Source organism: Microbacterium sp. Bi98 (genome assembly GCF_918698045.1).
GTDB lineage: Bacteria > Actinomycetota > Actinomycetes > Actinomycetales > Microbacteriaceae > Microbacterium.
Genome location: NZ_CAKKLK010000001.1, coordinates 87,983 through 100,569, shown reverse-complemented (window position 1 = coordinate 100,569; position 12,587 = coordinate 87,983). Strand labels below are relative to the sequence as shown.

The following is a 12,587-nucleotide window of genomic DNA, read 5'->3' as shown; positions in this document are numbered from 1 at the left end:
TTCTCTTCTACTTGCCCAGCGTCTGGCACTGTTCCCACAGTGTGCTCGACTCGGTCACGCCGAGGCACGGGTCGAAGGTGAAGACGACCAGGGTGCCGAGGATGATGAGCAGCGCCGCGGCCAGGCCGAGGGCCCAGGTCAGCGCCTTGCGAGCGGTGTTGTTCGTCACGTAGTCGTTGACGATCGTGCGCATGCCGTTGGCGCCGTGGATCAGTGCCAGCCACAGCATCAGGACGTCCCACCACTGCCAGAACGGCGTGGCGAACTTGCCCGCGATGAACGCGAAGTCGAGGGCATGGATGCCCTCGCCGACCATCAGGTTGATGAAGAGGTGGCCGAAGATCAGCACGACGAGCACGACGCCCGAGGCGCGCATGAACACCCAGCCCCACTTCTCGAGGTTGAAGCCGCGCTGACGGCGGATGGGCGCGGCGACGGTCTGAGCGGCCATCAGTGTCCTCCTCCGAAGCCGGCGAACGCGAGCATCAGGTGACGCGGCACGAAGCCGGCCATGATGATGCCCCAGACGAGGAGCACGCCCCAGAACAGCTGACGCTGGTACTTCGCGCCCTTCGACCAGAAGTCGACGGCGATGATGCGGAGGCCGTTCATCGCGTGGAACACGATGCCGGCGACCAGCACGACCTCGCCGAGGGCCATGATCGGGTTCTTGTAGGTTCCGATGACCGCGTTGTAGGCCTCGGGCGACACCCTGATGAGTGCAGTGTCGAGCACATGCACCAACAGGAAGAAGAAGATGGCGACTCCGGTGATGCGGTGAAGCACCCACGACCACATGCCCTCGCGACCCCGGTAGAGGGTGCCGCGCGGCGTCTTGGAAGTGGTTTCCGAAATCGACGGTGTCAAGCGAGCGCTTGTGGACACGGTCGTCCTCCCTGGATCGATGTGACTCGGTCGCGTGCGATGCGTCTTCCAAGCGTGAGCCTGCTGTCGTCAGGCACGGCCGATCGGACACCATCCTATTCCCGTGTGACGGGTGCGGGCGACGAAGGCGAGCCTAAGTGTCTCGATGTCGAGAGGTTTCGTCGGGATACCCTGACTCTGTGAGCGAACCTATCGAGGACTTCTACGCCGTCATTCCCGCCGGCGGCATCGGCAGCAGGCTGTGGCCTCTGTCCCGCGCGGACGCGCCGAAATTCCTGCACGACCTGACCGGCTCGGGGCACTCGCTGCTCCGGGACACCTGGGACCGGCTCGAGCCACTGGCCGGCGCCGATCGCATCGCCGTCGTCACCGGCCGGGCTCACCGGGCGGCGGTAGAGGCCGAACTGCCCGGAATACCGGATCTGAACGTCTTCCTCGAGTCCGAGCCGCGGGAGTCCGCCGCTGCGATCGGCCTCGCCGCGGCGATCCTGCACCGCCGTGATCCCGACGTCATCATCGGATCCTTCAGCGCCGACCACGTGATCCGCGGCACGCGGGTGTTCGAGTTCGCCGTGCGCGACGCCGTGGAGGTCGCGCGCGAGGGGTACATCTGCACGATCGGCATCTCGCCGACCGAGCCGGCCGTCGGCTTCGGCTACATCAAGAAGGGGCCGGAGCTGGTCGTCGACGGCGCGCGCGAGGCAGCCCTCGTCGAGAGCTTCGTGGAGAAGCCCGACCTCGCCACGGCTCAGGCGTACATCGCGGATCGCGGCTACCTCTGGAACGCGGGCATGTTCATCGCGAAGGCGAGCGTCCTCCTCGACGAACTCGCGGCCAACGAGCCGGAACTCCACGCCGGCCTGATCGAACTCGCCGAAGCCTGGGACGATCGCGATCGTCGGGGGTCTGCGGTCGATCGCATCTGGCCGGGACTGAAGAAGATCGCGATCGACTATGCGGTGGCCGAGCCGGCGGCACGTCGCGGACGCCTCGCAGTCGTACCTGGACACTTCGACTGGGACGACGTCGGGGACTTCGCCTCCCTCACCAAGCTCATCACGAACGGGCGCAAGAACGACCTGGCCGTGCTCGGCCCGAACGCCAGGGTGCTCTCCGACGCGGCCAGCGGCATCCTGGTCAGTCAGACATCGAGGGTGATCAGCCTCGTGGGCGTGCAGGACATCGTCGTGGTCGACACACCGGACGCTCTGCTCGTGACGACGGTGCAGCACGCGCAGCGCGTGAAGGGCGTGGTGGAGTCCCTGAAGCTGACCGGACGGGGCGACGTGCTCTGATGAGCAGGGGTCGCCGCTCATCGGCTGTCTTGGTTTCAGGTTTGTAACCATTCGTCAGCGCCTCGCCCTCGCACGTGCACAAAAGTCGAAACACTAGGTAACTTTGAGCGATCCGCGAGGGCCGCGGCACCGTTCAGGAGGCATGAGTTGACCATCTCCACCACCAAGAAGCTGCTCGGCGCAACCATCGCCGCTGGCGTCGTCTTCGCACTCGCCGGCTGCGGCCAGGCTCCGACCGAATCGGGCGGCACCGGCGGCGGCGAGGCTGAGTCCGACTTCCTTCCCTGCCTCGTCTCGGACGCGGGCGGCTGGAACGACAAGTCGTTCAACCAGTCCGCCAAGGAGGGCATGGATCGTGCCGCTGACGAGCTCGGCGTCAAGCCGCTCGAGTTCGAGTCGGCCAACGACAACGACTACGCGCCCAACCTCGAGACCGCCGTCTCGGAAGGCTGCTCGCTCATCGTCGCCGTCGGCTTCAAGCTGTCGGCCGCGACCGTCGAGTCGGCGCTCGCGAACCCCGAGATCAACTACGCGATCATCGACGACTACGCGGACAACGACTTCGACGGCACCACCGATGCCCCGAACATCAAGCCCCTCGTCTTCGACACCGCTCAGGCCGCCTACCTCGGCGGATACGCCGCTGCCGGCTGGTCGGCTGAGTCCGGCGTGAACAAGGTCGGCACCTTCGGCGGAATGCAGATCCCGTCGGTCGCCGTGTTCATGGACGGCTTCCAGCTCGGTGTCGAGAAGTACAACGAGGACAAGTCGGGCGCCGTCGAGGTCTTCGGCTGGGACACCGCCACGCAGAAGGGCTCGTTCACCGGTGGCTTCGACGCCAACGACACGGCCAAGCAGACCGCTCAGGGCGTGCTCGACCAGGGCGTCGACGTCATCCTTCCCGTCGGCGGACCGATCTACCAGAGCGCTGCGGCCGCTATCGCGGACAGCGGCAAGGACACGCTCCTCGTCGGTGTCGACAGCGACCTCGCCGTCGCCGATGAGAGCGTGGCGGACGTCACCCTCTTCTCGATCATGAAGGCCATCGACGTCGCGGTCGAGGATGCGACGATCGCCGCGTCCGAGGGCGACTTCGACCCGGCTCCCTACGTCGGCACGCTCGAGAACGAGGGTGTGAAGCTCTCGGGCTTCGGTTCCTTCGAGGGTGACCTGCCCGACGGTCTGCTCGACGAGATCTCGGCTCTGCAGGAGCAGATCATCGCCGGCGACATCACGGTGGAGTCCCCGAACTCCCCGTAATTCATCGAGTTCCAGCGCGGGGCGAGTGGTGCACGTGGCCACTCGCCCCGCGCCGTGGACGGACCATGACGACTGTTCACGGTGCATCCGGGTGATCCCCGTGCGATGCGCCGGAGATTCTTCGGACTCCTCTGGATGACACTTCTGGATAAGGTGCAGATATGAAGCTCGAACTTCGCGGTATCACCAAGCGGTTCGGAACCCTGGTGGCCAACGACCACATCGACCTGGTGGTCGAACCGGGTCAGATCCATGCGCTGCTCGGTGAGAACGGCGCAGGCAAGTCCACCCTGATGAACGTGCTCTACGGCCTCTATCAGGCCGACGAGGGCGAGATCCTCCTGGACGACGTCGTCCAGCGGTTCCGGGGCCCCGGCGACGCCATGAACGCCGGCATCGGAATGGTGCACCAGCACTTCATGCTCGTCCCCGTCTTCACGGTCGCCGAGAACGTGATGCTCGGCCACGAGCAGACCAAGGGACTCGGCACCCTCGACATCACGAAGGCGCGTGAGCACGTCCGCGCCGTCGCCGCCCGCTTCGGCTTCGACATCGACCCCGACGCGATCGTGGGCGATCTGCCCGTCGGCGTGCAGCAGCGGGTCGAGATCATCAAGGCGCTCTCGCGCGACGCGAAGGTCCTGGTCTTCGACGAGCCCACCGCCGTGCTCACGCCGCAGGAGACCGACGAGCTGATGGGCATCATGCGTCAGCTCCGCGACGAGGGCACGGCCATCGTCTTCATCACCCACAAGCTCCGCGAGGTGCGCGAGGTCGCCGACACCATCACGATCGTCCGCCTCGGCAAGATCGTCGGCGAGGCGTCGCCGTCCGCGACCAACGCGGAGCTCGCCTCCCTCATGGTCGGACGCGCCGTCGAGCTGACGGTGCACAAGGATCCGCCGCGGCTCGGCGAAGGCGGCCTCGAGGTCTCGGGGCTCCGGGTGCTCACCGCCGCGGGAGCGATCGTCGTCGACGGCGTCGACTTCTCGGTGCGACCCGGCGAGGTGCTCGCCGTCGCCGGCGTGCAGGGCAACGGTCAGACCGAGCTGGTCGAGGCCATCGTCGGCCTCGCGGCGAGGGTCGAGGGATCGATCACCCTCGGCGGCGCGGAACTGGTCGGCAAGAGCGTACGGGGCATCCTCGACGCCGGTGTCGGCTTCGTTCCGGAGGACCGCACGGAGGACGGGCTCGTGGCCGGGTTCTCGGTGGCGGAGAACCTGATCCTCGACCGCACGGGCGACGCCGACTTCAGCCGTGGTGGGACCATCCGCCGTGCCGCGCTCGACGACTTCGCCCGCGCGCGGATCAGCGAGTACGACATCCGGACCCAGGGACCGCACACGCCGGCCGGCACGCTCTCGGGCGGAAACCAGCAGAAGGTCGTGATCGCCCGCGAGATGAGTCGCGAGCTGAAGCTGCTCGTGGCTGCGCAGCCGACCCGCGGAGTCGATGTCGGCTCCATCGAGTTCATCCACAAGCGGATCATCGAGACCAGGGATGCGGGAATCCCCGTGGTCGTCGTCTCGACCGAGCTCGATGAGGTCGCGGCTCTCGCCGACCGCATCGCGGTCATGTACAGAGGCACCATCGTCGGGATCGTTCCCGGCGACACCCCGCGCGAGACGCTGGGACTGATGATGGCGGGCGCCGCCGAGGGAGAGGTGGCCGCATGAGCGGTATCACGCCACAGGGGAGTGGACCGGCGGGCGACGTGTCCGGCGACCAGCTCTCGCTGAACACGACCACGACGCAGCGCGACACGGGTGACGTCCCGCCGCCGCCGCGCGGCAACGTGATCCTCAAGGAGATGCTCCGCGGCAGCGCCGTCACGACGATCCTCGCGATCTTCCTCGCGCTGGTGGTCGGCGGCATCCTGATCGCCTTCACCAACGAAGACGTGATCGAGGCCTCCGGGTACTTCTTCTCGCGTCCGACCGACACGATCGCCGCCGCATGGAACGCCATCTACAACGGCTATGAGGCGCTGTTCCGCGGAGCGATCTTCAACGCACGAGGTGCGGACTTCGCCGCTCAGATCCGTCCGCTGACCAATACTCTCGGATTCGCCGCGCCGCTGATCGCCGCCGGTCTCGGTGTCGCCCTCGCGTTCCGCGTCGGTCTGTTCAACATCGGTGCCCGCGGCCAGATGCTGATCGGCGTCGCCGCGGCAGGACTCCTCACGTTCCAGCTCGACCTGCCGTTCTGGCTGCACATCCCCGTGACGCTGATCGCCGGCATCGCCGGTGGTGCGCTGTGGGGGGCGATCGCCGGTCTGCTGAAGGCACGCACGGGCGCCCACGAGGTCATCCTCACGATCATGCTCAACTATGTGGCGTACTACCTGCTGCTGTGGATGATCCGCACCCCCGGACTGCTCCAGAAGCCCGGAACGAACCAGGCGCTCGGCTATGCCACTCCTGAGAGCGCGCAGTTCCCCTCGCTCCTCGGCCCGCAGTTCCCTCTGCTCGACCTCGGATTCGTGATCGTCATCATCGCGACCCTGTTCGTCTGGTGGCTGATCGAGCGCTCCTCCCTCGGCATGCGGATGCGCGCCGTGGGCGAGAACCCGCACGCCGCGCGTGCGGCCGGCATCAGCGTCCAGCGCGTCTACGTCTACGCCATGCTCCTCGCCGGTGGTCTCGCCGGTCTCGCGGGCATGAACCAGGTGCAGGGCGCCGTCACGACCGGCATCACCGAGACGATCGACGCCGGCATCGGCTTCGACGCCATCACGGTCGCACTGCTCGGCCGCAGTCGCGCCTGGGGCACGTTCGCGGCCGGCATCCTGTTCGGCGCACTGAAGGCAGGCTCGTTCTCGATGCAGGCTCAGGACATCCCGGTCGACATCGTGCTCGTCGTGCAGTCGCTCGTCGTGCTGTTCATCGCCGCGCCGCCGCTGCTGCGCACGGTGTTCTTCCTTCCCAAGACCGACGCGGAGAAGGCGGCCAAGGCGAGAGCCAAAGCCGCGAAGAAGGCGGTGACCGCATGACCTCCCTCGTCCAGAGCGAAGCCGCCGACGGAACCGTGCAGCTCGCCACCGTGCGCGAGCGGCACCTGAAGGCGCCGATCGTCCTCGCCGCAGCCACGGTGCTGCTGGCGCTCCTCTTCCTGCTCGTGCCTCGCAGCGGCACCAGCAGCTTCCGGCTGAACGACCCGTCGTCGCCGTTCGCACTGCCCGATATCGCTCTGCCGACCGGGCCGACCAGCTGGGTCGTGATCGTGATCCTCGCGCTGCTGTCGGTGCTCGCGTTCCTTCGGGCGTGGTCGTATCGCAAGCCGTCGATCTGGCTGGTGATCGCGTTCAGCGTGCTCGCCGTCTTCGGGTTCCTCGTCTGGGCGGGCGCGGGTGGACTCGTGCCCGTCAGCAGCCTGCTCTTCGGAGCCGTCTCGCTCTCCGTCCCGCTCGTGTTCGGCGCGCTCGGCGGCGTCATCGGCGAGCGCGCGGGTGTGGTCAACGTCGCGATCGAGGGTCAGCTCCTGCTCGGAGCGTTCGCGGCCGCTCTGCTCTCGAGCGTCACGGGCAGCCCGTTCGTCGGACTCCTCGGAGCGATGCTGGGCGGCGTGCTCGTCGCCGCGGTGCTGGCCGCATTCGCGATCAAGTACCTCGTCGAGCAGGTCATCGTCGGTGTCGTGCTCAACGTGCTCGTCAGCGGCCTCACCGGATTCCTCTACGGCGCACTGCTCGCGCCGAACGAGGCCGCCCTCAACACGCCGGTGCGCTTCAGCCGCATCGAGATCCCGCTGCTGAGCGACATCCCCATCATCGGCCCGGTGCTCTTCAATCAGACCTTCATCGTGTACCTGATGTTCATCACCGTCGCGATCGTCGCCTGGGGGCTCTACCGCACGAAGTGGGGACTCCGCGTCCGTGCGGTCGGCGAGCACCCGCAGGCCGCGGACACGGTCGGCATCAAGGTCAATGCGACCCGGTTCTGGAATGTGCTGCTCGCGGGCGCGATCGCCGGAATCGGTGGAGCGTACTTCACGCTGGTCTCGGTGCCGCAGTTCGGCAAGGACATGACCGCCGGCCTCGGCTTCATCGCCCTCGCCGCGGTGATCTTCGGCCGGTGGGATCCGATCCGCGCGACGCTCGCGGCGCTGCTGTTCGGCTTCGCCACGAACCTGCAGAACCTGCTGTCGATCCTCAAGACCCCCATCCCCGGCGAGTTCATGCTGATGCTCCCGTATGTCGTGACGCTGCTCGCGGTCGCCGGCTTCGCCGGTCAGATCCGCGGTCCGGCAGCCAGCGGCAAGCCGTACATCAAGTCCTAGGAGAGACATGACAGACATCGACTGGGACGAGCTCCGTCAGGTCGCGACCGACGCCATGACCAAGGCCTATGCGCCGTACTCCCGCTACCGCGTCGGAGCCGCCGCGCTCGTCGGCGACGGCCGCATCGTGGCCGGCTGCAACGTCGAGAACGCCTCGTACGGGGTGACGCTGTGCGCCGAGTGCGCGCTGGTGGGCGACCTGCACATGTCGGGCGGCGGCCAGCTCGTCGCCTTCGTGTGCGTCAACAACGACGGGCAGACCATCATGCCGTGCGGCCGTTGCCGTCAGCTGCTCTACGAACACGCGATGCCCGGAATGCTGCTGGAGACCGTCTCCGGCATCCGGACCATCGACGAAGTACTGCCGGACGCCTTCGGCCCCCGAGACCTGGAGGACGCCCGATGAGCGTTGAGCCCTTCGACGCCGTCGATGTGATCCGTGCCAAGCGCGACGGCGGTGCGGTGCCCGAGAAGGCGCTGCGCTGGATGGTCGACGCCTACACCCGCGGCTACGTCTCGGACGCACAGATGGCGTCGTTCGCGATGGCGATCTTCCAGCGCGGCATGGAGCGCGACGAGATCCGCGTGCTGACCGACGCGATGATCGCGTCGGGGGAGCGGATGAGCTTCGCGACCCTCGGCAAGAAGACGGTCGACAAGCACTCCACGGGCGGCGTCGGCGACAAGATCACTCTTCCGCTCGCTCCGCTCGTCGCGGTCTTCGGGGTGGCGGTCCCGCAGCTCTCCGGTCGCGGTCTCGGCCACACCGGCGGAACGCTCGACAAGCTCGAGTCGATCCCCGGCTGGCGCGCCGCGCTCAGCAACGAGGAGATGTTCGCCCAGATGCAGGGCGATGTGGGCGCCGTGATCTGCGCGGCAGGCTCAGGCCTCGCGCCCGCCGACAAGAAGCTCTACGCGCTGCGCGACGTCACCGGCACCGTCGAGGCGATCCCGCTGATCGCCTCGAGCATCATGTCGAAGAAGATCGCCGAGGGCACCGACGCTCTCGTGCTCGACGTGAAGTTCGGCTCCGGTGCGTTCATGCAGGACATCGACCGGGCACGCGAGCTCGCGCGCACCATGGTCGCACTCGGCACGGACTCCGGCGTCGCCACCACCGCCCTCCTCACGGACATGAACGTGCCGCTCGGTCGCGCGATCGGCAACGCGAACGAGGTTCGCGAGTCCGTCGAGGTGCTCGCCGGAGGAGGACCCGCCGACGTCCGCGAACTGACGATCGCCCTGGCGCGCGAGATGCTCTCGCTCGCAGGACAGCCGGATGTCGACGTGGAGGCCGCTCTCGACGACGGACGCGCGATGGACGGGTGGAAGGCCATGATCCGCGCTCAGGGCGGCGACCCCGACGCGCCGCTGCCCACGGCCCGCGAGACCCATGTGGTCACGGCTCCCCGCGACGGCGTGGTGTCGCAGATGGACGCGCTGCCGTTCGGCATCGCGGCGTGGCGTCTCGGTGCGGGGCGCGCGCGGGCTGAGGACCCGGTGATCTTCGAGGCCGGGATCGACCTGCACGCCAAGCCCGGTGATCGAGTAGCGGCCGGACAGCCCTTGTTCACGCTCTCGGCAGCCGACGAGGCTCGGTTCCCCCGCGCTCTCGAGGCGCTCGAGGGGTCCTGGGCGATCGGCGACGAGGCTCCGGCCGCAGGGCCGATCGTGCGGGAGCGCATCACGGCCTGATCCGCCGACCGCTAGCCTGAACAGAGCGAATCCGCGACCGAGAGGAATCCCCATGTCGATCGACGCGAACGGCGATGTCACCATCCAGGGGGCATCCCTGCGCAGCCTTCCCAAGGTGTCGCTGCACGACCATCTCGACGGCGCGGTGCGACCCTCGACGATCATCGAGCTGGCGGATGTGATCGGGCTCGAGGTTCCCGAATCGAAGCCGGCCGCTCTCGGCAGGTGGATCGCGAAGCAGGGCGACTCGGGGTCGCTGGTGGAGTACCTCAAGACCTTCGATCTGACCACGGCTGTGATGCAGACGCAGGAGGGCCTGACCCGTGTCGCTCGCGAGTTCGTGCAGGATCTCGCGCACGACGGCGTGATCTACGGCGAGGTGCGCTGGGCGCCCGAGCAGCATCTCACGCGTGGGCTCACCCTCGAGCAGACCGTCGAGGCTGTGCAGCAGGGGATCGAGGAGGGTGAGGACGCCGCGGATCGCGACGGCCACAGCATCCGCGTCGGTCAGCTGATCACCGCCATGCGCCACACAGACCGCTCGCGCGAGATCGCCGAGCTCGCCGTCGGCTTCCGCGGACGAGGGGTCGTCGGCTTCGACATCGCCGGTCCCGAGGACGGATTCCCGGCGTCGAACCATCGCGCCGCCTTCGACTACCTCGCGGAGAACTTCTTCCCTGTGACCGTCCACGCGGGGGAGGCTGCCGGGCCGGACTCGATCCGCTCGGCGCTCATCGACGGGCGAGCGCTGCGACTCGGCCACGGCGTGCGCATCGCCGAGGACCTGCAGGTCATCACGCAGGAGGGCGACGAGGTGCAGGTCCAGTTCGGCGACCTCGCCCGCTGGGTGCGAGACCGAGAGATCCCGCTCGAGCTGTCCCCGTCGTCGAATCTGCAGACCGGCGCGATCGCGTCGTGGGGCAACACGCTCGCCGACCATCCCTTCGACCTGCTCTACCAGCTCGGCTTCGCCGTGACGGTCAACGTCGACAACCGCACCATGAGCGCGACCTCGCTCACCCGGGAGCTGTCGCTCCTGGTCGAGGCGTTCGAGTACGATCTCGACGATCTCGAGACCTTCCAGTTCAACGCGGCGGCCGGAGCCTTTCTGCCCGTCGAGGAGCGCGAGGAGCTTGTCGAGATGATCGCCGACGGATTCGACATCTAGATCATGGCTTCCGGGGGGAAGCGACGCCGTATCGGCGTCGCAGTGATCGTCAGCGCCGTCGTCATCGTCGTCGGCGGTGCAATCGCGGCCTTCTCATGGTCGACCCGAGTGCCCGAGGTGCTCGTGCCGCGAGCGGGCGGCGACGCCATCGAGCGTCCGCTGACACCTGCGCAGCAGCTCGTCGCGGATGCCGGCGACCCGCTCGCGTGCGCGGTGAGCTTCATCGGCGACGGTGCGCCGCAGGAACCGATGCTGCAGCGGCAGGACGCACTGTACGTGGCGCTTCCGATACCGGCGCAGGACGGTCGGGTGTTCGCCGGCTGGTACTCGACCGCAGCGGATGCCGCCGGGGGCACGGTCGCCGCGCGGATCAACGGAGCCGACCCCGTCGTGTGCGTCGATCAGCAGATCGAGCTCTTCGCGGCGTGGACGACGCCCGAGGCGAATGCCGCGGCGGACGTGCAGGTCCCGATCCTGATGTACCACCAGTTCACCTCGAACCCCGAGGGCGAGACCGGCTGGCTCCGCGGCAACTACGCGTACATCGGCGACTTCGAGGCGCAGATGAACCACATCGCGACGACGGGCTTCTACCTGCCGACCTGGGATGAGCTCAGCGCGTTCATCGACGGTCGACTGTCGCTGCCTGCTCGTTCGGTGATCATCACCGACGACGACGCCGACCAGAGTTGGTTCGACCTCGCGGTTCCGGTGATCGATGCGCACAGGCTGCTGTCGACCTCGTTCATGATCACCGCCGACCGCCAGGACCCCGCGCCGTCGATGTACGTCCTTCGCAGATCTCACACGCACGACATGCATCAGGCCGGCGACAACGGCAAGGGCCGGATGGTGAACTGGACGGCGGACGAGATCGCCGCCGATCTGAACGCATCCGCCGACGTGCTCGGGGTGCGCGAGGTGATCGCGTATCCGTTCGGTCACTTCGACGACACGTCGAAGCAGGGCGTCGCTCAGGCCGGGTTCGAGATGGCGCGGACCATCGAGCCCGGGTATGTCGAGATCGGCACGGACAAGCTCGCCCTGCCCGTCGTGCGGATCGACTACGGCATGGGGTTGGACTCGCTCATCAAGCGGATCGGCTGAACCGGGGTCTCGGACGGCAGGATGTACTCATGACCGCCACCGTCTTCATAGCCGGACCGGCATCGTGGAACTCGATCGTCGTGCTCGATCGATTGCCTGAGCCGGTGCCGCACATGCAGTTCGCCGAGGAGACCTGGGAGACCGTCGGCGGCACGAGCGCGGGGAAGGCCCTCACACTCGCCTCGCTCGGGCGCTCCGCTCTGCTGTACGCCCTCACCGCGGCGGATGAACCGGGACACCGCGTGCGCGATGCGCTCGCACATGCCGGTGTGCGTGCGCGGTGGGGAACGGGCGACGCCACCGAGCGCCATCTGAACCTCATGACCCGCGAGGGCAAGCGAGTCTCGCTGTATCTCGCGTCCCCCTCGGCGACGGACGGGAGAGATGACTCAGCTCTGCACACCGCGATGAGCGGCGCTGAGGTGATCGTGCTCGACCTCGCGGCCGAGCCGCTACGACTCCTCCCCGCGGCCGTCGCGACCGGGCGCCCGATCTGGGTCGACGTGCACGACTACGACGGCGAATCCGAGTTCCACCGGCCCTTCCTCGCTGCAGCGCAGGCCGTGTTCTGCAACGCCGACCGTCTGGCCGATCCGGTGCGCTTCCTCCGGTCATGCGTCGCTGGCGGCGCCTCGCTCGCCGTGTGCACCCTGGGCGCCGACGGGGCGGTCGCGATCGACGCAGACGGCACCGAACACCGTGTCGCAGCCGTGCCGGTCGATGTCGTCGACACCAATGGCGCGGGCGACGCGTTCCTGGCCGGCGTCCTCGATGCCCGGCTCTCGGGGGCCTGCGTTCCGGACGCCCTCGCTGCGGGCTCACGCGCGGCGGCATCCGTGCTGGGCACACGGCACCTGCATCCGCTGCTCGACCCCGTCATCGGCTGAGCGGAGCAGTCGACG

At 67.9% G+C, this 12,587-nt stretch carries 12 protein-coding genes; 10 read left to right on the top strand and 2 right to left on the bottom strand.

Annotation, left to right across the window (positions count from 1 at the left end; translation table 11 throughout):
• Positions 1 to 7 precede the first annotated feature (7 nt).
• Positions 8 to 451, bottom strand: a complete 444-nt coding sequence (locus LQZ85_RS00465) for a succinate dehydrogenase hydrophobic membrane anchor subunit (RefSeq protein ID WP_053097025.1) — start codon at positions 449 to 451, stop codon at positions 8 to 10.
• Positions 451 to 885, bottom strand: a complete 435-nt coding sequence (sdhC, locus tag LQZ85_RS00460) for a succinate dehydrogenase, cytochrome b556 subunit (protein ID WP_072591539.1) — start codon at positions 883 to 885, stop codon at positions 451 to 453. The genes LQZ85_RS00465 and sdhC overlap by 1 nt, the downstream gene beginning before the upstream one ends.
• Positions 886 to 1,064: 179 nt before the next feature.
• Here sdhC and LQZ85_RS00455 point away from each other — a divergent pair, with 179 nt between their 5' ends.
• The 10 genes from LQZ85_RS00455 (at position 1,065) to LQZ85_RS00410 (ending at position 12,572) form a co-directional block, all read left to right on the top strand.
• A complete protein-coding gene (locus LQZ85_RS00455; RefSeq protein WP_053097023.1) occupies positions 1,065 to 2,180 on the top strand; it encodes a mannose-1-phosphate guanylyltransferase in 1,116 nt (371 codons plus the stop codon).
• 147 nt (positions 2,181 to 2,327) lie between these two features.
• Positions 2,328 to 3,440: a BMP family ABC transporter substrate-binding protein gene (locus LQZ85_RS00450; protein ID WP_053097021.1), complete on the top strand. Its 1,113-nt coding sequence runs from the start codon at positions 2,328 to 2,330 to the stop codon at positions 3,438 to 3,440.
• Between the two features lie 161 nt (positions 3,441 to 3,601).
• Positions 3,602 to 5,116, top strand: a complete 1,515-nt coding sequence (locus LQZ85_RS00445) for an ABC transporter ATP-binding protein (protein ID WP_053097019.1) — start codon at positions 3,602 to 3,604, stop codon at positions 5,114 to 5,116.
• Positions 5,113 to 6,432, top strand: coding sequence for an ABC transporter permease (locus LQZ85_RS00440; protein ID WP_056280053.1), 1,320 nt, complete (start codon positions 5,113 to 5,115; stop codon positions 6,430 to 6,432). Before LQZ85_RS00445 ends, LQZ85_RS00440 begins: the two co-directional genes overlap by 4 nt.
• Positions 6,429 to 7,715, top strand: a complete 1,287-nt coding sequence (locus LQZ85_RS00435) for an ABC transporter permease (protein WP_056280054.1) — start codon at positions 6,429 to 6,431, stop codon at positions 7,713 to 7,715. Before LQZ85_RS00440 ends, LQZ85_RS00435 begins: the two co-directional genes overlap by 4 nt.
• A 7-nt stretch (positions 7,716 to 7,722) precedes the next feature.
• Positions 7,723 to 8,121: a cytidine deaminase gene (locus LQZ85_RS00430; RefSeq protein ID WP_042536471.1), complete on the top strand. Its 399-nt coding sequence runs from the start codon at positions 7,723 to 7,725 to the stop codon at positions 8,119 to 8,121.
• Positions 8,118 to 9,410: a thymidine phosphorylase gene (locus LQZ85_RS00425; protein WP_230100330.1), complete on the top strand. Its 1,293-nt coding sequence runs from the start codon at positions 8,118 to 8,120 to the stop codon at positions 9,408 to 9,410. Before LQZ85_RS00430 ends, LQZ85_RS00425 begins: the two co-directional genes overlap by 4 nt.
• 52 nt (positions 9,411 to 9,462) lie before the next feature.
• Complete coding sequence (locus tag LQZ85_RS00420) at positions 9,463 to 10,578, top strand: adenosine deaminase (protein ID WP_056280058.1); 1,116 nt, start codon at positions 9,463 to 9,465, stop codon at positions 10,576 to 10,578.
• 3 nt (positions 10,579 to 10,581) lie between these two features.
• Entirely contained in the window at positions 10,582 to 11,685 is a 1,104-nt protein-coding gene (locus LQZ85_RS00415; protein ID WP_056280060.1) for a polysaccharide deacetylase family protein, read from the top strand.
• A gap of 29 nt (positions 11,686 to 11,714) precedes the next feature.
• Positions 11,715 to 12,572 (top strand): carbohydrate kinase family protein, encoded by an 858-nt coding sequence (locus tag LQZ85_RS00410; RefSeq protein WP_053097007.1) that lies wholly within the window; start codon positions 11,715 to 11,717, stop codon positions 12,570 to 12,572.
• Positions 12,573 to 12,587 lie beyond the last annotated feature (15 nt).

Bases quoted from the DNA above. Each gene is read 5' to 3' on its own strand.
- LQZ85_RS00465 (WP_053097025.1), bottom strand. From the start codon at position 451: ATGGCCGCTCAGACCGTCGCCGCGCCCATCCGCCGTCAGCGCGGCTTC.
- LQZ85_RS00445 (WP_053097019.1), top strand. From the start codon at position 3,602: ATGAAGCTCGAACTTCGCGGTATCACCAAGCGGTTCGGAACCCTGGTG.
- LQZ85_RS00440 (WP_056280053.1), top strand. From the start codon at position 5,113: ATGAGCGGTATCACGCCACAGGGGAGTGGACCGGCGGGCGACGTGTCC.
- LQZ85_RS00435 (WP_056280054.1), top strand. From the start codon at position 6,429: ATGACCTCCCTCGTCCAGAGCGAAGCCGCCGACGGAACCGTGCAGCTC.
- LQZ85_RS00430 (WP_042536471.1), top strand. From the start codon at position 7,723: ATGACAGACATCGACTGGGACGAGCTCCGTCAGGTCGCGACCGACGCC.
- LQZ85_RS00425 (WP_230100330.1), top strand. From the start codon at position 8,118: ATGAGCGTTGAGCCCTTCGACGCCGTCGATGTGATCCGTGCCAAGCGC.
- LQZ85_RS00420 (WP_056280058.1), top strand. From the start codon at position 9,463: ATGTCGATCGACGCGAACGGCGATGTCACCATCCAGGGGGCATCCCTG.
- LQZ85_RS00415 (WP_056280060.1), top strand. From the start codon at position 10,582: ATGGCTTCCGGGGGGAAGCGACGCCGTATCGGCGTCGCAGTGATCGTC.
- LQZ85_RS00410 (WP_053097007.1), top strand. From the start codon at position 11,715: ATGACCGCCACCGTCTTCATAGCCGGACCGGCATCGTGGAACTCGATC.